The 19,912-nt window shown below is 30.0% G+C and carries 13 protein-coding genes and 5 pseudogenes; 7 read left to right on the top strand and 11 right to left on the bottom strand.

All coding sequences use genetic code 11. The features are described 5' to 3' along the window. Positions 1 to 164: 164 nt before the first annotated feature. The 3 genes from NL275_RS02190 to NL275_RS02180 form a co-directional block, all read right to left on the bottom strand. On the bottom strand, positions 165 to 1,049 hold the full coding sequence (locus tag NL275_RS02190) for a hypothetical protein (RefSeq protein WP_253299883.1): 885 nt from the start codon (positions 1,047 to 1,049) through the stop codon (positions 165 to 167). Beyond that, a complete protein-coding gene (locus NL275_RS02185; protein WP_253299882.1) occupies positions 1,042 to 1,695 on the bottom strand; it encodes a hypothetical protein in 654 nt (217 codons plus the stop codon). Before NL275_RS02185 ends, NL275_RS02190 begins: the two co-directional genes overlap by 8 nt. A gap of 330 nt (positions 1,696 to 2,025) precedes the next feature. Further along, positions 2,026 to 2,238, bottom strand: a complete 213-nt coding sequence (locus NL275_RS02180) for a hypothetical protein (protein WP_253299881.1) — start codon at positions 2,236 to 2,238, stop codon at positions 2,026 to 2,028. Here NL275_RS02180 and NL275_RS02175 point away from each other — a divergent pair. Continuing rightward, entirely contained in the window at positions 2,147 to 3,343 is a 1,197-nt protein-coding gene (locus NL275_RS02175) for a cbb3-type cytochrome c oxidase subunit I (RefSeq protein WP_370107097.1), read from the top strand. The genes NL275_RS02180 and NL275_RS02175 overlap by 92 nt on opposite strands. A 12-nt stretch (positions 3,344 to 3,355) precedes the next feature. Here NL275_RS02175 and NL275_RS02170 read toward each other — a convergent pair. Further along, a pseudogene (locus NL275_RS02170) lies at positions 3,356 to 4,353 on the bottom strand (pyruvate dehydrogenase complex E1 component subunit beta). 93 nt (positions 4,354 to 4,446) lie between these two features. Beyond that, a complete protein-coding gene (locus NL275_RS02165) occupies positions 4,447 to 4,836 on the bottom strand; it encodes a TraR/DksA family transcriptional regulator (RefSeq protein WP_253299880.1) in 390 nt (129 codons plus the stop codon). Between the two features lie 114 nt (positions 4,837 to 4,950). Between NL275_RS02165 and NL275_RS02160 the strand changes: the two genes are divergently transcribed. Next, a complete protein-coding gene (locus NL275_RS02160; protein ID WP_253299879.1) occupies positions 4,951 to 5,586 on the top strand; it encodes a heme exporter protein CcmB in 636 nt (211 codons plus the stop codon). Between the two features lie 12 nt (positions 5,587 to 5,598). Here the strand turns inward: NL275_RS02160 and rsmA are convergent. The 6 genes and pseudogenes from rsmA to NL275_RS02750 all read right to left on the bottom strand — a co-directional run. Continuing rightward, positions 5,599 to 6,391 (bottom strand): annotated as a pseudogene (gene rsmA, locus NL275_RS02155) (16S rRNA (adenine(1518)-N(6)/adenine(1519)-N(6))-dimethyltransferase RsmA). Between the two features lie 56 nt (positions 6,392 to 6,447). Next, positions 6,448 to 8,768, bottom strand: a pseudogene (locus NL275_RS02150) (AAA family ATPase). A gap of 438 nt (positions 8,769 to 9,206) precedes the next feature. Continuing rightward, entirely contained in the window at positions 9,207 to 9,341 is a 135-nt protein-coding gene (locus tag NL275_RS02670) for a hypothetical protein (protein WP_256468532.1), read from the bottom strand. Between the two features lie 108 nt (positions 9,342 to 9,449). Next, a complete protein-coding gene (locus tag NL275_RS02135; RefSeq protein ID WP_253299876.1) occupies positions 9,450 to 9,587 on the bottom strand; it encodes a hypothetical protein in 138 nt (45 codons plus the stop codon). Between the two features lie 256 nt (positions 9,588 to 9,843). After that, positions 9,844 to 10,224: pseudogene (gene sucA / locus NL275_RS02130) on the bottom strand (2-oxoglutarate dehydrogenase E1 component); the annotation flags it as partial. Beyond that, positions 10,207 to 10,702 (bottom strand): annotated as a pseudogene (locus NL275_RS02750) (GNAT family N-acetyltransferase); the annotation flags it as partial. The pseudogenes NL275_RS02750 and sucA, both read right to left, overlap by 18 nt. A 98-nt stretch (positions 10,703 to 10,800) precedes the next feature. Between NL275_RS02750 and uvrA the strand changes: the two are divergent. The 5 genes from uvrA to NL275_RS02100 form a co-directional block, all read left to right on the top strand. Then, entirely contained in the window at positions 10,801 to 13,602 is a 2,802-nt protein-coding gene (gene uvrA, locus NL275_RS02120) for an excinuclease ABC subunit UvrA (protein WP_253299875.1), read from the top strand. A 68-nt stretch (positions 13,603 to 13,670) separates the two neighbouring features. Then, on the top strand, positions 13,671 to 14,240 hold the full coding sequence (locus NL275_RS02115) for a hypothetical protein (RefSeq protein ID WP_253299874.1): 570 nt from the start codon (positions 13,671 to 13,673) through the stop codon (positions 14,238 to 14,240). 298 nt (positions 14,241 to 14,538) lie between these two features. Continuing rightward, positions 14,539 to 15,114 carry a hypothetical protein gene (locus NL275_RS02110; protein WP_253299873.1) on the top strand — a complete coding sequence of 192 codons (576 nt, stop codon included), beginning with the start codon at positions 14,539 to 14,541 and terminating at the stop codon, positions 15,112 to 15,114. A 127-nt stretch (positions 15,115 to 15,241) separates the two neighbouring features. Then, positions 15,242 to 16,306: an ankyrin repeat domain-containing protein gene (locus tag NL275_RS02105; RefSeq protein ID WP_253299872.1), complete on the top strand. Its 1,065-nt coding sequence runs from the start codon at positions 15,242 to 15,244 to the stop codon at positions 16,304 to 16,306. 430 nt (positions 16,307 to 16,736) lie between these two features. Continuing rightward, positions 16,737 to 19,912, top strand: a 3,176-nt coding sequence (locus tag NL275_RS02100) for an MBL fold metallo-hydrolase (RefSeq protein WP_253299871.1), incomplete at its 3' end; no start/stop codon positions are given.

Raw genomic sequence — 19,912 nt, 5'->3', positions numbered from 1 at the left:
GCTTCTGGAGTCTACAGCTTGATAAATAAGATCGTAATCATCTGATTGTATGATATCTTGATGTTCTACATTAATTTCACTGATATGCTCTGTTATCCAATTTAGTATTTTTAAACGTGAAAGAGAGATGGATTCTTCTAAGTTATCAAGGTAATTATCCTTGTTTAATATCGTACTCTGCTCGTTTTTTTTTTAGCATCATTCCAAAGTGAGTTCAGCATCTCTACATCATCACTAACAACTATCCTGTCAATTATAAGCTTATTTATATCCCTGCTATTATTATCAGTCAATTTCAATAAAGATAATATGTCTTCATTTAAATTTAAATCAAGCCTTGTATTTAACTCACTTAGTGATTTTTGTAATGTACATAATACAGCCAACCTTAACCTCAGGGCATCTAAAGTATTTTCGGAGTAAGTATTGAAAGTATTCAGCTGCCACTTTATCATCTCATCTGAGCTACCATGGTGAAATTGGTGTTGTACAAGCAAATCTAACATTCGTGTTTTATCTTCAAAAACCAAAAACCAGGAATCGTGTAAAAAATTCAGTATATCTATTCTTTCATGTAACAAAGCATACGAAAATAAAGAACGTACTGTCCAAGCAATCCTAAATGCTTTTACTCCCTGTCTAGGACTTTTATCGGTGTTAATATGGTTAAATATCCATCTTAATGTATAAAAAGATTCATATGAACCGTCGATACGAAAATCTGAACTTCCTAATATTTTTATTAACATATTGTCTTTTTCTCTACTATTGCCAAGTTCTTCAGAGTCCCAAATGAAGTTTATCATATCACTTCTACCCTCTGTAAGAGCGTTAAGAAAAATAAACTCTGACATTTCTAGTATGCTTTTTTCTCCTATAAAGAAGGCATATAATGAGTTTCTTGCATTCATAAAACTACTTATAAAACTATTACAATTTTTTCTTATAGCGCTACGTAATATTGAGTGATAAATTTTTTGTTTCACATTTAGATCATTAATTCCTTTTTCATTAATAAAATTAATCTGCTTCGTAACTTGATTAAACAATTGCTCTTGTGAATTTTTGCTTGTCTTTCTTATTAAAATAATCTATCAATCGAACTTCTCGAGGATGATCTTCTTGATTTATTTTTAATAAACTTCTTATCTTATTATTTGACAATATAGTTTGTTGAAATTCATTTCCTGCCAGAAAATCAAAAACAAATTTTTCTATAATACCTATATCCAAGAGAGCTAACTCTTTATATAAACTTACTGAATCTAAATTAGAGTCACCAATAATGATATCTTTTTCTTGCACCTTATTGGCAATTTTTTCTATATAAGCTTTTACATTAGATTTAGAAATATTTTCTCCACTACTTTTAATAATAGATACTACTTTTCTGAGTGAGTAAAAAAAACTTTCTTCCGAAAAAATCATTTTTTCCGTAGTGCTAAGTATAAATTCATTCACCTCATTAGGTAAAAAAACAACATGAAATTCACTCAATAAAGTAGATCTTACCATTTTTAGTAATTTTTCTGTTTTGCTAGTATTATCTTGAAGTATGCTACTTATTAATGCGTTACTTATGCGTAAACCTACACGATTGCGATCTAAATTAAGAATAAGTGCTAAAAATCTTACAGTAACGGCTTTTCTTCCTGTTAAAGTAAGTAATTTTGGAATATTCTGATAAGATAACATTGTGATACATTTCCCTCATATTGAAATTAGTATTTTATGTTGTAAATCAATATATATACAAGTATAATGTTATCTTCAGAAAGAAAATTTTTAAATTTAGAAGATCTTAAGACAAGTGTTGTTATGATAAAACACCTGCAGATATTTTGTAATAGTACATTCTCAGAAAGGTATTAATAACATTCATAGCAATTTTGCTACTTCTAATATGATTTTTATCCTAGATTAAATTTACTGACTTATTCAATATTTGTATTATATAAAATATGTTATTTGCTTTATTTTAGCCTATTAAGTTTTGAAATATAAAGTAACTTATATTATAATACCCTAATGCTTTATACTTGAAATGCAAAAGAATATAATAGAAAGTAATTTTTTATTCTGTAAAAAGTGGGTATTTTTGGCAGTGTCTGCACTTGCTTCTTCGGGATTGCTTTCAATAATTATTGTGTTTTTACGTCTACCTTTCATTTCTTCTAACATTCCTTCTGCACAGTATATTTTTGATAATGCACTGACAATACATGTGAATTTATCCATTTTAGTATGGATGTGTTCAATAATATCTCTACTGTTTATTATTAATCTTCCGTATGCAAAAAGTTGGTTTAACTTATTCTGGATTTTATCAATTTTTGGAATGTCTTTGATGTTTGTTTCTGCATTTGTTCCAAACAGTGAAGTGATTAAGAGTAACTATATTCCAGTGCTAGAAAATAAATTATTTTTATTTGGTCTCAGTTTATTTGTCTTTAGTATATTAATAACCTTAATACTCGCATTAAGCAAACAAACTTCACTCTTATCTGTTGGTCAAGTTGGTATAGCTGTTATATTTTTATGCTCGTTTTTGTGCTTTGTTTTGGCATATCAAAATATGTCACCAAATCTATATCACTCAGACAAAAATCTATTTTATGAGTATCTCTTTTGGGGAGGTGGGCATTTATTACAATTTGCTTTTACTCAAGGAATGTTTCTAGTGTATTTAATAATGCTTAACCCTACAAACAGTAAAATAACTACTTTACCATTGCTTATAAACACAATTTTAGCTGCATGTGCGCCATTTATATATTTCATTTACCCTGTAGATAGTGTTGAGTTAATACAGTTTTTTACCTGGCATATGAGAATAGCTGGAGCATTTTTACCATGCTTTTTAATAATATTAGTATATTGCAACATCAAAACTCTAATTAATGATAAAGATAATTATTTATTACATTCGTTTTTATTATTCATTTATGGAGGTGTGCTAGGAGTATTAACAATAGAAGGTAATGTTGTGATTCCTGCTCACTATCATGGATCTGTTGTTGGAATTACTATAGCTTTTATGAATTTTATTTATTGGTTATTACCTCAATTGAATTGCAAAAAAGCAAAAAATTTCATAGTAAAGTTGCAAATTTATAGCTATAGCATAGGTCATTTATTACATATTACAGGTCTCGTATGGCTTGGTGGATACGGTGCTTTAAGGAAAACCGCGAATTTACCAGAAATTTCATCAATTTTAGCGCGCATATGTTTTATCATAGGAGGAGTTATTTCGGTTATTGGTGGAATGTTGTTTATAGTCATTATATTTTCACAACTTTTTACAAAGTGTGATAATTTTCCTAAAAATAAAATGAATTAATAGTAATTTAGTTTAGCGTTTTCTAAAGCAAACTTGACGTACAGCTGCTACTATGTCTTGCACTTGAGGTAATGATTCTTTTTCAAGATTTGCGGCGTATGGAAGAGGTACATCTTTTCCTGTAACCCGTATAACTGGAGCATCAAGATAATCAAAACCATGTTCCATAACAATAGCTGAAAGTTCAGCTCCTATTCCCGCAAACGGCCACCCTTCTTCCACGCTTACTAGTCTATTAGTCTTCTTTAGGGAATTAATAATTGTATCATTATCAAGGGGCCTTAGGGTTCTTAATCTACCACTTCAGCTTCTATACCTTCTCTTGCAAGTAGATCTGCTGCATTTAAAGCATAGATTACTTGCAATGAAAAAGCTGTGATGGTTACATCTTTTCCTTCACGTATTACTCCAGCTTTCCCTATTTCTAATAAGTATTCTTTATTCAAAAGTTGATCATCAGGAATTTCATGTTCATGTCCATAAGCTATTTCGTTTTCTAGAAATATTACTGGATTAGGGTCTCGAATAGCTGATTTTAGTAATCCTCTACAGTCGGAAGCGAAATAAGGTGCTATTACTTTTAACCCTGGTACATGTGAGTACCAAGATGCAAAGCACTGTGAATGTTGCGCAGCAACTCTTGCTGCAGCACCGTTTGGCCCACGAAATACTATGGAACAACCAAGTTGTCCTCCTGACATGTAGTTTGTTTTTGCTGCAGAATTGATGATTTGGTCAATAGCTTGCATGGAAAAATTGAAGGTCATAAATTCTACTATTGGTTTTAGTCCAGCAAATGCTGCTCCAACAGCAAGTCCAGTAAATCCATGTTCAGTAATAGGGGTATCTATTACCCTGTCTTTTCCAAATTCTTTTAGTAATCCCTTGGTTACCTTATATGCACCATCGTACTCTGCAACTTCTTCACCCATCACAAAAACATCAGGATTATTTTGCATTTCTTCCCTAAGTGCCATGCATAAAGCTTCTCTTACAGTTAAGCTTGTCATTTTTCTATTCTATAGGTTTTGCTCATGCAATATATCAAGATTGATGAATTTAGTAAAGTATTACGTTTCTGTATTAAAGTACTTAACATTTTATTAATCCTCAACACTATAATATATTCTTTTTTCTTTTTCTATTCTTTCTTGCTCTTCAATACAATATATAGCAAGAGGATTTGCTTCAAGTCTTTCCAATCCTATTTCTTCTCCAGTGCCTTCACAATAACCATAAGTACCCAACTTTATCTTTTCTAGTGCTTCTCTAATTTTCTCTCCTTTTTCTTTTCTACGCCCAATTAATTTTTCATTTTCATCATCCTCAATAAAGTAGTATGTACTACCATCACTTTTCTGTATTTCCAATTCATTAAGCATAAATTGTAACTTCTTATTAAAGTACTCTAAATGCTTTAGATTCATATATTCTTCATCTTCTGATAGAATATTCTCTTGTAATAACATTGTCTCGAATGATTTTGTATTCATAATTACCTCGCTAATTAAATAAAAGAATTTTTATATAATATAATCTAGAAAGCATGAATTATACTACTATTAAGTAAATAACATAATTAATAATAAACATTTAACATTACAAATATGATTTATATTTTTAGGAGAATTATCACTGATTTATCATATATAGTGTGTCTTTTTATTATAATGCTAAGTTTATCTTTGTTTATATTAGAAAAGCATGATAAACAAGAATTAATTTTAGCGTTAATATGGATATGCACTACTTTTGTTTTACAAATTTCTACAAGTAACTTGTTTACATCTGATTACCATGAAGGAATCTTAGAACAAATTTTTATACAACCAATTTCTTCTAGATTTATCATTTTTTGTAAGATTTTTACTCACTGGATTTTGTTTGGATTACCAATTTCAGTAGTTTCTTTTATATTTATCGAAGCTTTATACAATAGTATTGAATATTCAATAAAAGTAGGCTTATCTCTATTAATCAATACGTTAATGATAATCAATATATCAGCTACAGGGCACTCGTTAACAATTGGTAAAAGCGTTGCAGCATCAGCAATTTCACAAATTTTAGTTTTACCAATGATAATGCCAACTTTTGTATATTTTGAATTGTTGATAAAATCTGAATATTTACCACTGAATATTCAAGTATTGTCAATGACCACTTTGGTTTTTATCGTTTTGATAGCTAATAGTACTATAGCTACTTATGTAGCATTAAAATTTGCTATAGAACAAGATTAAACACGTGAAAAATTATAAAACCCAGTTATTTGCCAATGTACAAAACTGTTCAATACTTAAATTTTCTGGACGTTCATTTCCTCTTAATTGAGCTTTTTCAAGAACAGAATCAACATTATGTATTATATTTTTGAGACTATTTCTAAGAATTTTTCTTCTTTGAGTAAAAACTTTGTGTGTCAATTGTGTTAAAATTTCTAAATCTACAGCAAATCTTTTCCTAGGCAAGGAGTTTGCTGTAATTACCGAGGAATATACTTTTGGCTTTGGAAAAAATTCTTTAGGATCAAGGTCAAATTTCTATTTTTATATCACATAATAGTTGACTTATTATTGATAAATAACCGTAATTTTTAGAATTAGGTTTTGCTGCAATTCGATTTGCTACTTCCTTTTGAAAAGTTAATGTGAAGCTTGTAAAAAAATTTATATTATTTAGCCATTTTAAAAACAAAGCTACTGATACATTATAAGGCAAATTAGCAATTACTTTAACAGGATGTTCTATTAAATTTTTTTCTGTAATGAAAAGAGCATCTGCTTGAATGATTCTATACTTTTTTGGATAATAATTTAATAATTGATTGTGTTGTTTTACTAAATTACTATCCTTTTCTATAGATAATAAAGATTTTGGATTACGTTTTAATATTTCCCTTGTTAAAGAGCCATATCCAGGACCAATTTCAATAACGTTAAAACCTTCTAAATCACCAGCTAAGTCAACTACTTTTTTTGCTACTTCTTGTGATAAAAGAAAATTTTGTCCTAGACTTTTCTTTGGCTTTAAAAAAGTTGGTTTCATAATTTTCTGCTAAACAGTATAGTAATAGTGTAAAAGTTAATTTAGTACAATTTATTTCAGAAAATTTTCTCATTACAATTAGAATAATTTGTATCAAAGGAGATTTTATTTGTTGATTTGTTCATATATACTCTCAATCTTGTTCCTTTTTTTAACTTGCGATTTAATATCTCTTCAGCTAGATAGATCTTTATTTCATTATCAATAATTCTCTCTATTTGTCGTGCTCCAGTATCTTTATTATAACCCAAACGTGCAAGGTGAAATGTTACGTCATCTTCTATAAAAAAATTTATGCCCTTTTGTGTAAGTTGTTTTTTTAGCTCCATAATAAATTTATTTACTATATGTAAAATCACCTCTTCACTTAAATCAGCAAAAGAAATTACTGCATCAAGCCTATTACGAAATTCAGGACTAAAAACTTGCTCAATTGCTTTTTCACTATCATTGATATCAAAGTTTTTATTTCCAAAGCCAATAGAACTTTTGTTACGTTCAAGAGCACCTGCATTAGTTGTCATAATTAAAATTACGTTGCAAAAGCTGATTTTACGTCCATAAGTGTCTGTAATACAACCATAATCCATAATCTGTAACAGTATGTTACAGATATCTCTGTGAGCCTTTTCGATCTCATCAAAAAGCACAACACTATATGGACAATTGGATACAGCTTCTGTGAGTAATCCACCTTGATCATAGCCTACATATCCAGGAGGCGAGCCTATCATTCTAGATACTGTATGAGGTTCCATATATTCAGACATATCAAAACGTATCAGATTCATATACATGCTTTTTGCTAGCTGTTTTGCAAGTTCAGTTTTTCCGACACCAGTTGGCCCTGCAAAGAGATAATTCGCCAGAGGTTTATTGTAATTTCTCAGTCCAGATTTTGCTATTTTAATAGAGTTAACAAGAGATTCTATAGCTGGTTCTTGGCCAAAAATTACCCTTTTTAAATTGTCTTGTAAAGATATCACCTTTTGCATATCATTGGGCTCAGAATTGCAAGGTATATTCGTAATTCTAGCAATAACGTTTTTAATATCTCTACTATTTACTACTTTACGTCCATTTTTTAGTAATTTACAACTTGCCCCTGCTTCGTCAATAACATCAACTGCTTTATCAGGTAGTGTTCTTCCAGTAATATATTTACATGAAAGTTCTACAGCAGATTGAATAGCGCATTTTGTATAATATACTCCATGATATTGTTCGTAGTAATGTTTCACACCTTTTAATATCTTTATTGTTTCTTGCGCAGAAGATTCTTTAACGTTGATTTTTTGAAATCTTCTTGCTAATGCTTTATCTTTTTCAAAACTACTACTGTACTCTCTGTATGTAGTTGCACCTATACAGCGTAATGTACCTCTTGCTAATGCAGGTTTAAGTAGATTACCTGTATCAAGGAAGCTACCATTTGTTGAGCCAGCTCCAATTATTGTATGTACTTCATCAATGAAAAGAATTGCGCCAGATTTTGCTTCTATCGCTTTTATTATAGACTTTATTCTTTCTTCAAAATCACCTCTATAACGTGTTCCAGCAAGAAGTAATCCTAAATCTAATGCATACACTACGCAAGACTTTAATTGATTTGGAACATTACCCTCAATAATTTTTAATACTAAGCCTTCAACTATTGTAGTCTTACCTACACCTGGTTCTCCTACATACAGAGGGTTGTTTTTTCTACGCCTTGATAATACTTCTATAGTGCGATCCAACTCATATTTACGACCAATAACTTGATCTATTTTGCGATTCCTTGCATAGTCATTTAAATTTTTACAGTAAGTGCGTAAAACTTCTTCATCTTTAAGTATTTCACTTTTTTTTACTGAAAGCGAGATATCGTTATTTCTATCAAAGTTTACTTTATGACCAGTCATATGTTCATTATATCACTGAAATTCATATTAGATATATAGTAAATAAAATCACAATTCTTTGAGTTTTTTTTTTGTAAAAGGTCTTCAACATCTAAATGTTGTCCAGATAAAATTTCTGCTAAAACACTTGCTCCGTTAATTTCTTTTTTCCCTAATTTGTAAGCATGTATTACAGATCTGTGTATTAAATGCTTAAATGTTGAGCTGGGTTCAATTTCATTAACGATTGATTGTGAATTATTTAGTAAAGGATCTTGGTTTTGGTAATTCATCTGAATGTTACATCTAGATAAAACATTATTCAGATTTATCACTTCATCAGCTTTAATATTAAATTTTAATAATAAATAATTTACATCTATATCTTTGGTTAAAGCTAATAGTAGATGTTCCAATTTTGCATATTTAAGCTTAAGATTAAAAGCGATTAATAATGCTTTATTTAAACTTTGTTCTAAGTTCTTAGAAATCATTTGTTTATTTCTGTGAGACTTATAAAAAATAACATTAATTTATTAAAAAAACTAAAATTAGGTAGTTTGAATCTTCTTTAAAAACTACTTTTAGACCTAGAAGCTTTTTATTGAATAGACCTCTTTCGAAACTGTAGATTTACAACTCCCAATTCGTTGATTTCGATAGCGATTTGCAATAATTTTTCAGTAAACCTATCACATTTTCAACCACAACTCTTTGGCTTACAATCTCCCTGATCTTATTTTCCACTCGCATTCTGAACAATGCCAGCAGCGATCCTTTTGCTCTGGTGTCAACAGCTTTTTGCGATACTTTTTATATCGGCATCTATCTACTGGCAAAATTTCTCTCGTATTCTAAAGTCATGCATTCTACCTCTATGTGACTTCGAAACTGACAAAATTTTTCTATTTTCTGTATGACAATTTCCGTTTTTAGTGTGTGCTTTTTCTTTTTTTCAGAGTAAAAATACCAATACTTGGTTGCTCATTCGCTTGCATCAATCTCATGTCTCTTTTTAACACCTCTTTTCGTCCTGGTAACGCAAGATTTGGGAAAGTATCTTCCATCTACTTTATGATTTTTTACACTGTGCTTTCGCTTACTCCATAACTTTGCGCGATATGTCCTGTATTCCCCGAGATATTCTGATACCATAAGTAGAATATTCTCCTCGCTCAGCTTGTTTTCCTACCACCTTTTATCTTCTTTTCCTTCCCATAAAATCTCTGCCATTTTTTTTGTGTTGCTTTTTTTACTCCACTTAATCGATCAAATGTCTCTTCTTCTAGCTCTTTCACTTTTTCGTATTTCATTTTCTCTTGCTCCAAAACTAATCACTTTTTGGTTTTATTCTAGTTTCAAAATAGGTCTATTGTTTTTGTATATAACTAAATTATAAGAAGTAATGTTGACTATATGTATATTCTTTTTTGCTATTAAAAAGTGTTTTATTTTATAAGATTTTTACCTATAAAAATTATGTCTCAATTAAAAAAATATACTTGAACTCAAGCTTGTATACATGAGAATTCACATCTCATGTAAGATAAGAAAGGAGATGTATGAGAATCAACATAAAACTCGTTCTAAAATTTCCTGTTGTTGCTTAGCATGGATATTTGAATAACCACATGCTGGAGATGCAGATGAAGGTCTTGCAATACATTTAGGTCTTTTATCTTGCACGTCTAAGTTAGATAGCACTTCTTCTATGAGTGCATCAACAAAAAACCATCCTCCCATATTTTTTGGCTCTTCTTGACACCATATCACTTCCGCATTTTTATATTTATCAAGTTCATAAGCTAGCTTGTCAGCTGGAAATGGGTAAAACTGTTCAATGCGTATTATCACTATATCATTGACTTTTTTTAATTCACACATTTCAATTATATCATAATAAATTTTACCGCTGCACAATATAACTTTTCGTACTTTATTAAATCCGACTTTTTCGTAAACGCGAATTGTACCAATATTTGTTATATCAGGATCAACAAAAGCATTCTTAAAGTTTTGAAAGACAAATTCGTCTAAAAATATACTCAAGATTTGTGTACCAATTCCTCTACCTACATAATCTAGTTCACCAATATACCAATCTATAGCAGCACAGTTATTTGGTAGTATTGAAGTGTCATAACCTTGCTCTGGTAGAAAGTCATGCTTATTGTAGTATTGGATATAACCAATATCTATTTTATTAAAATTAACGATAAAGGCATGAATTGGTTTTTCAATGATTTGCGTTTGAAGCTTCAAGCGTTTAAATCCTCTAGCATAACTACTATATTTTTTTTCAATCTGTTCTAACGTCCAATTTATATTTTAATCCCACCATATTTTTACCTGAGGTGTTTCCAGTCATTTTAGTAATAAAGGAAAAATGTTCGCTTGATAGGGATGTAAATGTTATGTTCTTGTCCATAACCCATCTTCAATTAATAAAAGCCTTTTTGAGTAAGTGCTGATATAAGTTTACATATTTTTAGTATATAATAATTTTAGATATATAATATGTAAAACATGGATGATTTTATAAGAATTAAAAATGCAAAAGAGAATAATCTTCAGGGTATAGATGTTAATATACCAAAAAATAAATTTATCGTTATCACTGGACTTAGTGGCTCAGGTAAGTCAAGTTTAGCTTTTGATACAATTTATGCAGAAGGACAACGACGGTATGTGGAAAGTTTGTCTTCTTATGCACGTCAATTTCTGAACATTCAAGATAAACCAGATGTTGAATCAATTACTGGCCTTTCACCTGCTATATCTATTAATCAGAAATCAATCTCAAAAAATCCAAGATCCACCGTTGGAACTATAACTGAAATTTACGACTATCTACGTTTAATGTATGCCCGAATAGGAATTCCCCATTCACCTTTAACCGGTTTACCAATAACTAAGCAGACTATATTTCAAATTGTAGATACTATCATTGCATTACCTAAAGAAACTAAAATACAGATACTTGCACCAATTGTACATGGAAGAAAAGGTGAACATTTAAAGGAAATACTTGAAATAAAGAAAAAAGGTTACGTGAGATTAAAGTTAAATAATAAGATACATCATATAGATAATTTACCTAAATTAGATAAAAATAAAAAACATAATATATCGGTAATTGTAGATAATATAGCTATGTCTGATGATGTAGTTAATATACTGTTAAGCAGTATAAAATTGGCACTTAAGCTTGGTAATGGATTGATTCATGTAGAAATTACCAGCTTACCATATATTCACAATTCAGAGTATAAAAATGGTCATGTATTTACTTTTTCAGAAAATTTTATTTGTCCAGAATCCGGTTTTGCTCTAGAGGAAATAGAGCCAAGGCTATTTTCCTTTAATAGTCCATATGGAGCATGCGATATATGTAATGGTCTTGGTAAAAAATTAAGTATTGACATAAAACTAATAGTACCTGATGAAGCTCTTTCAATATTAGAAGGTACAATAGAACCAATAGGGCCTATTACGCACGTAAGAAATAGGTCTTTAAAAAATATCATTCTATCTTTGACTGAAAGTTATAAATTTAACCTTGATACTCCGTGGAAAAATATAGATCAAAAAGTGAGGGATATAATATTTTTTGGCTCTAAAGAAGTTAATTTTCAAGGTTTGATTAACATGTTAGAAAATCAGATGGTTTACGATGAGGCACTTGTTGGGCAGTATAGCTCTGTAATGAATTGTAAAAATTGTGATGGATTTAGGTTAAAAAAAGAGGCGCTTTCGGTAAAAATTAGTGATAAACACATAGGGGAAGTGGCAAATTTAAGCATAGATGAATCTCTTGATTGGTTCGGGGAGTTACCAAATGGACTTAATGATCAGCAAAGGCAAATTTCAGATAAGATACTAAATGAAATAATAAAAAGATTAGTATTTTTAACAGATGTGGGGCTTAATTACTTAACTATTGGTCGTGAATCAGGCACTCTTTCCGGAGGGGAAAGCCAAAGAATAAGGCTTGCTTCGCAAATTGGTTCAGGATTAACAGGCGTTTTATATGTTCTAGATGAACCATCGATAGGTTTACATCAATGTGATAATGACAGACTAATTGATACACTTAAAAACTTAAGAGACATGGGTAATACCGTAATTGTTGTTGAACATGATGAAGATACAATTATGGCTGCTGATCATGTAATTGATATCGGTCCAGGTGCTGGGGGTAATGGTGGAAAAATAGTTGCAGAAGGCACTCCAAAAAAAATTATGGAGAGTACAGACAGTATAACAGGGCAATATTTAAGTAATCGAAAGATTATTCTCATAAATAAAAAAAGAGTACAAACAGGTAAGTTTATAAAGCTATTTAATGCATATGAAAACAATTTGAAGAGCATAGATGTAAAATTTCCAATAGGAAATCTTATTTGTGTTACCGGAATATCGGGAGGGGGAAAATCAAGCTTAGTAATAGAAACCTTATATAAATACTTAGTACATAAAATAAATAATTCCTCAACAAAACATTGTAAGTGTAGTAAAATTGAAGGATTGGAATATATAGATAAAGTCATAGAGGTTGATCAATTACCAATTGGAAGAACTCCAGCATCAAATCCTGCTACTTATGTAGGCATTTTTACTCATATAAGAAATTGGTTTGCCGGTTTGCCAGAATCAAAAGCACGAGGATACAATATAAGTCGATTCTCGTTTAATGCTCAAGGTGGAAGGTGTGAAGCTTGCAAAGGAGATGGACATTTAAAAATAGAGATGCATTTTTTGCCTGATGTTTACGTAAAGTGTGATGAATGTAAAGGTCAAAGATATAATCGAGAGACACTTGAAATTATGTATAAAGATAAGTCTATCTCTGATGTACTTAATATGACGGTAGATCAAGCTTGTGACTTTTTTGAAAGTCTTGTTTGCATAAAAGAAAAGTTAATATCCTTACAAGAAGTAGGTCTAGGATATATAAAACTTGGGCAACCATCACCGACTCTCTCTGGAGGGGAGGCACAAAGGATTAAGCTTTCTAAAGAATTATCAAAAAGATCTACAGGCAAAACACTTTATATTTTAGATGAGCCAACAACGGGACTGCATTTTGAAGATATAAACAATCTGCTAAAAATACTTCATAAGTTAGTTGACATGGGAAATACAGTGATAATTATTGAACACAACTTGCACGTTATAAAAACAGCAGATTACATAATAGATATTGGGCCGGAAGGTGGGGAAAAAGGTGGGAGAGTAGTTGCAACAGGAACTCCGGAAGAAGTAGCAGAAATGCCAGAAAGTCTAACTGGTAAATATCTAAAACAATATCTGAATATAGTGGTTTAAATATAAATTGTTGCAATTGTTTGTAGTTTAGTTAAAACAACTATCATATTATACTGAATATTAGAAAGTTGTCTGTATATAAGAATTTTAATAACTATACTCACTATGGAACTATTCCTGCTGTAAGAAAATGCGATAATAGAAAAGTTCCGCAAAATAATTTTTATAGATCTGTAAACTATATTAATAATGTTGTGGGTCCAATAAAAGATGCAATTTTTGGAGTTGGAATAATATGTGCACATCTTAGTCACTATACTATTGGTAATAGAAATTTGAAATCCAGCCATTTTCATGGTATTAATCAATTAATTATTTACTCATCAGTTAATATATCTTTGCAAGTCTTATATTTAACATTTGCATATTTATCGTACTGGCCATTAAAGGGATTAGAAAAAATAGGAAAAAGTGAATTATTTGTAGATTATGCAAATGGATTATCATTGAAAGCAATGGATCATGCTAGTAAAATTGCTGAATTTGTTAATACAATTTTAAGCTATGTCTGCACTGCTGTTGTTTGGACTGCCGCATTAATTATTACTCCACTTGTGTGGAGTGTTGAGAAGGTAGGAAATATATTGAATCAAATAAAAGAACCTACATTACTTAATAATAACCTTGGAAAGGTATAATTTATAAGTATAGGGAGTGAAAGGATTACAGCATAAAGATTGTAAGAAAGAAACAATAGAAACCCTTATTGATAAATATATTAAATAGTATTTACTCAAGTAACTACAGGTGTAAGTTATTAAATCTCTTGTTTTTGCATTCTAGTGATTTGGTTCTAGGAGATATGTCCTTTAAATTTTCTAACATTGAACTTTGAGTAATATTGTTGATGTTTTTTTGCTTAATAATGGTTATATATTGCAATGACTTTATTATAAAATAATAATAGCTATTATAACTGATTTTTTGAGGATGAAAATGTCACCTATATATAAAAATATTAATAATTATACTAAATACGGTACTGTTCCTACTATAGAAAAAGGTAATAATAGTCAAATTCCTCAAAATACTTTTTATAAATCTGTACATTATATTGATAGTGTTATAGGTCCTATCAAAGATGCAGTTTTTGGGGTAGGTGGAAGCAAAAGAAAAAACACTATAGGTAATAGACAAGAGTTCTGTGTAGGTACTACAATTAGGGTTATTACTTTACCAATTACTACGGTTTTATCAATCTTATATTTAACATTCGCGTATTTATCATACTGGCCATTAAAGGGATTAGCAAAAATAACAGATAACTCTTACCTTAAAAAAAATACTGAATCGTTAGTAAATTATGCAAATGTATTGTTAAAAAATGCAAGTTCTCTTGGTTGTACAATTACTAGTTTTGTTAATATAATTTTAAGTTATGTCTGCACTGGTGTTATTTGGGCTGCCGCATTAGTTATTACTCCACTTGTGTGGACTGTTGAAAAGGTAGGAAATAAATTGAATGAAGTATTCTGTTCTCAACCTTTAGATAAAATAATAAATAATATTTGATCATATATCCTATTACTTAATTTGTTAAGTGGTAGGTAGGCGAATATGCATTTATTTTGTCTTTATTATCTCCTTTAAAGTATTGTTTTTTATTTTATTTTATGTATAAAGATAATATTAAATATTTATGGAAATAAATATGGGGAAGAGGGGAATGATAAGCGTTTTACGAAAAATATTAAAGACGTTAAACAACGATCAAGATTTTAACAAGAATAATATCACTCAAAAAATATATGAAGCATTAGAGAAAGAACAGCTGCTCTTATATTTGGAGCTTAATTCACGTCATTTATATCAAGAAATAGGGGACGCTTGTAATTCATGGAGGAAGAGTGAGTTTTCGTTGGATTTTGCATTTCAAGATAATAAAAAAGATAAAGATAACATAGGATTAATACATATAGTTGCTGAAAGCGGCTATTACCATGTAGCAAAAACTCTGCTGGAAGGTGGTGCAAATATTGATATAAAAGCAGGAGGTAAATATGACTGGGCACCTTTACACTTTGCTGTTTCAGTGGGTAATGGAGAAGTAGCAGAAATGTTAATAAATGGTGGAGCAGATATTAATGCTCGAAGCGAAAAAAAAGGAAATACTCCTTTACATGTTGCTGTTTTTAGAGGTCATATAAATGTAGTACAACTGTTAATAAAAAGAGGAGCAGATATTAATGCCCAAAATGCGTTTGGAGATGTTGCTTTAAATTTTGCTGTTTATTATCGTCACATAGAAATGACAAACATGTTAATAGACAACGGAGCAAGTGTTCATGCCAGAAACAAAGGAGAATTTACCCCTTTACATTTGGCTGTTGAGGTAGGTTTCAAAGAAGGAGTAATACTTTTAATAGAAAAAAAAGCAAATGTTAATGTCCAAAATATAAAAGGAAATATTTCTTTACATATCGCTATTGAAAAATATAATATGGAAATTATCAGAATGGAAATTATCAGACTGTTGATAGAAAATGGAGCAAATTTTAATATCAAAAATAAAAAAGAGAATACCTGTTTGGATTTTGCTGCTATAAAAGGTATACTAATTGAGGTAGAACACTTAATAAAAAATTATATCAATGCACAAAATAGTACAAACAATCCATCTTCTACACTGCAATTATCTAGGGGTCTAAAAAGACAAAGTGAATATTCTGAAGGTGGTGAAAGAAAAGTACAAAAGTTGATGTAGAGAATAGCAAGAGATCTAGATAAAATACAGTTAGGGAAAGACCACGAAATACAAAAAACAACAGGTATAGCTCTTTATGTGTTCTTTGGCGCTGCTATAATGTTGCCACTTTTTGTAGTTGACAATATTATTTTTAATACATTACATGTAATTTATGTAGTCACTATGTATATAGCAGTAGCTTTTGTAGCTATCATATTATACATAAAATATCAAAACTCAGCACAAAAAAGAAAAAAGAAGTAAAGCAAAAGGATTTTATAGAAGACAATGGTCGGCTATGCTAAGTGAAAGTTTTTCAAAAAATATTAATGAAAATTTTGACTTATAAATAATTTTTCTTTACTATTTTAATATAATCATTAAGTATATTTAAAATTTTAATCAAATTTATACTATTATTTGTGTTAAGTAGTTTGTACAAAGTAGAATGAAAAAAATTATAACTGTAGGTTCTGGTCCAGTAGGATCATTTATGGCAGTACTATGTGTACAGCTAGGATTTCAAGTAACTGTTTATGAGAAACGGGAAGATTTTACAAGAAATATAAACGTAAAAATAGAAAGTAATTTTTTTAAAGAAGTACAGAAAGTGCTTTCTCAATTGAATGTAAAAAGTGAGTTTTTTGCAAAGTTAAATGAGTATCTGCGCAACCAAAAAAATAGAATTCTTATCAAGGAGCTGGAAGAAAAATTTACAAAAGAAGCTAAGTCATTAGGAGCTAAATACGTAATTAGGGAAGTAAACAGTTTTGAGGAATTACGTAAAGAACATAAAGATTCAAATCCAATAATATTAGACTGCACCGGAAAAAACAGCAAGTTGAGAATGGGTGAATTTGGTTCTGATGAAAGTAATTTGGTCATCACTCCACTTCAGCATGCAATGTACATTAACTTTAAAGCAAAAATCACTGATAGAGTACCTTCTCTATACCAAGTCATGAAATATGTTAAAAATGTCAAACTCACTGAAGCTGTGATAAGTAAATGTAAAGACGCCAATGGTTTCTCGAATGTGACGATACCTATTTTTATTACTGAAGAATTGGCGCTTATTTTCGACAGAGAATTTCCAGATATAAACAGAAATCCTTTAAATCCATTTAATTCCTCAAATCCATTATCAGATAGTATATTTTTTCCCATATCTTCTGTATTGGGCAATCTTATAGTGGATGATTGTGATATAAATTTGAACAGTGTTGAGGTGAAAAAGATAGAAATTGGTTGTGGGTATGCTAAACATAGAAGTAAAGATAATTGCGTGTGTCTAGGAGATTCAGCAATTCATTTAGCATTTTTTAGGTCCTTAAATGTAGGTTTAAAGCATGCTCTAGAGCTTTTCATAAAACTATCAATGCTTAAATCCAATGTGGAGACTCTAAAAGAATCTGAAATAATTAAAGAGTTCAAAGCACATCATCCACATCTAAGGCCAATAAATGTTTATCCTACAAACGCACAAAATGTATTTTTAGTAGTTACTAAAGTAATTAATTACGAGTGTTTTAGTTACTGTTTGACAAATCATAAGCGAGAAAGGCTAACACCTCATTCAGGTGTATATAAAAGTCAAATTAGTGACATACTTAAAGAGCTTAATGACAATTTAAGATGGAGTAATTTATTAGCAAACTTTGAAGCAAAAAGAGATGAGGATATAAATAGTGAAATACAGAGTAACAAAACAAAAAGCATACTTTATGATTACTTATCGTGGTTTATAGACATAAATGGAAAATCTCCTATTAAAATTAGTGAAACAGCTCGTGCAATCAAGGGTAAAGATGTATTACATCACAAAGACTTTGAATTTCTTCTTAAATGCTTCAAGGCCAGAAGAGAAGCTATATCTGGTGGTTATTTTTCGATAAATGCAGTAAGTAATTTGCTGCACCTGTCAGAAAGTAAAGGATTAGAGCAACTAAAAACAGTTTGTGCAAAAGAAAATCTTTCTGATGGAGAAAAAATAAAAGCAGTTAGTGATATTGTGAGTAGTAAATTTGCACAGAACATTGATACTAATTCACAATTTATTTTAGCTCTCATTAAAAATGAACTTGCTCAAATGCAAGGACCATCTATTGAACTTAATTCAACATCATGCAATACAAGTATTACTCGATCTTCATTTATCTCCAGAAAAAATGTAGAAAAAACAAGTATTTGTTGTATAACAGCTTTACTAAGTGCTACATTAGTAGCGGGGCTTTTTGCTACTAAATCTCAGGTTTCATATATAGTATGTTCAGTAATAATAGTTACAGCATTTACAGCTATTTATACTGTATATAAAATGTCAAAATCCAGCACAAAAAAGGAAGAAGCAAAGCAAGATGAAGAAAATTTATCTTTAAATAATCAAAACTACGGTGTAAAAGAAGGTACAATTAATGTTAATCCTAATTACATAGATGAATTAAAAACTACTGAAAACTATAGTGAAATAAATTTCAAACGCGTTGAAAAAGTTCAAGGTATGTATGTTACAGATCCTAATAATGAAAATACAGACAATGATTCGAGGATTTTCAAGGAAACTCAGGCAAAAAGAATATTAAGAAGCTTAATAAGTCTATTTGTACCAAAAAACATAAAGAGTAAATTATCTTACTTTTCTCAAGGAGAAGATAAAGATAAAAGTAAAATTTATAAATTTGACAGAGCACAAGATCTACATCCAGAGGAAAAATATGCTATTCAAAATATAGGTCATGCAACTCAATTAATTCAAATTCCAGGCTTTAATATTTTAACAGATCCAGTATTTTATGATTTAATGAATTTGCTTTATTCAGCAAAAACAGAATCTCATCCAAAAATTGAAGGGCTACCTAAAATCGATGTTATTCTAATTTCACACAATCATCGTGATCATGTGGATAAAAATTCACTACAAGAATTATTAAAGCATCATCAAGAAAAAAATTGGCCTCAGCCAAGAGTGTTTGTACCCATGGAAGACAAAAAATTACTTGAGAGTTGTGGATTTAGTAATGTAGAGGAGGTTGAATGGTATACAAAAATTTCTTGCAGCAAAGATGTTGACGGAATAGAAAAAAAAGTAGATTTTATTAGTATTCCAGCAGATCATCGTTCTGGTAGATATCATTGTGATCATCATAAATCTTTAATTTCTGGTTGGATAATAAATCCTGAACAGGAAGATGTAATATTTAAATTTTCAGGAGATACAAGGTCTTTATCTAATGAAAATCAAGAAGCAGTTGATGCAGTGATTTGGAATGAAATAAAGAATAAAAAAGTTAACAAGGGAAAAAAAGATGAGAATATAGAAATACCAGATATTATTTGCTTAGAGCCAAGTGGTCCAAACTACACACGCTGTGACATGGACATCACTCATCAATCTACTTCATATAGCGCTCTTTTGAAATTTATAGAAGCTGAAAATCTTGCTAAACTTACTGGAAAAAGCTCTATGGAGTTCTCACAAAAGATTCAAACTGTAGTGATGCATCATAATAAATTTGAACTTGGACCTGATAGGTTTAATGAAGGTTTATTTGTGTTGAAAAAATTACTTAATTATTTGAGTTTAAATGAAGAAGATTTAAATAGAGAACATGAAAGGCAAAATAA

Source organism: Wolbachia endosymbiont of Chironomus riparius (genome assembly GCF_918315375.1).
Note: the sequence above shows the minus strand (reverse complement) of the source record. Positions and strands in the feature narration are given on the sequence as shown.

Excerpts from the sequence above, each read along its gene's own strand:
- NL275_RS02180 (WP_253299881.1), bottom strand. The coding sequence starts at position 2,238 with ATGGATAAATTCACATGTATTGTCAGTGCATTATCAAAAATATACTGT.
- NL275_RS02135 (WP_253299876.1), bottom strand. The coding sequence starts at position 9,587 with ATGAAATACGAAAAAGTGAAAGAGCTAGAAGAAGAGACATTTGATCGA.
- NL275_RS02105 (WP_253299872.1), top strand. The coding sequence starts at position 15,242 with ATGGAAATAAATATGGGGAAGAGGGGAATGATAAGCGTTTTACGAAAA.
- NL275_RS02670 (WP_256468532.1), bottom strand. The coding sequence starts at position 9,341 with ATGGAAGATACTTTCCCAAATCTTGCGTTACCAGGACGAAAAGAGGTG.
- NL275_RS02110 (WP_253299873.1), top strand. The coding sequence starts at position 14,539 with ATGTCACCTATATATAAAAATATTAATAATTATACTAAATACGGTACT.
- NL275_RS02165 (WP_253299880.1), bottom strand. The coding sequence starts at position 4,836 with ATGAATACAAAATCATTCGAGACAATGTTATTACAAGAGAATATTCTA.
- NL275_RS02185 (WP_253299882.1), bottom strand. The coding sequence starts at position 1,695 with ATGTTATCTTATCAGAATATTCCAAAATTACTTACTTTAACAGGAAGA.
- NL275_RS02160 (WP_253299879.1), top strand. The coding sequence starts at position 4,951 with ATGATTTATATTTTTAGGAGAATTATCACTGATTTATCATATATAGTG.
- uvrA (WP_253299875.1), top strand. The coding sequence starts at position 10,801 with ATGGATGATTTTATAAGAATTAAAAATGCAAAAGAGAATAATCTTCAG.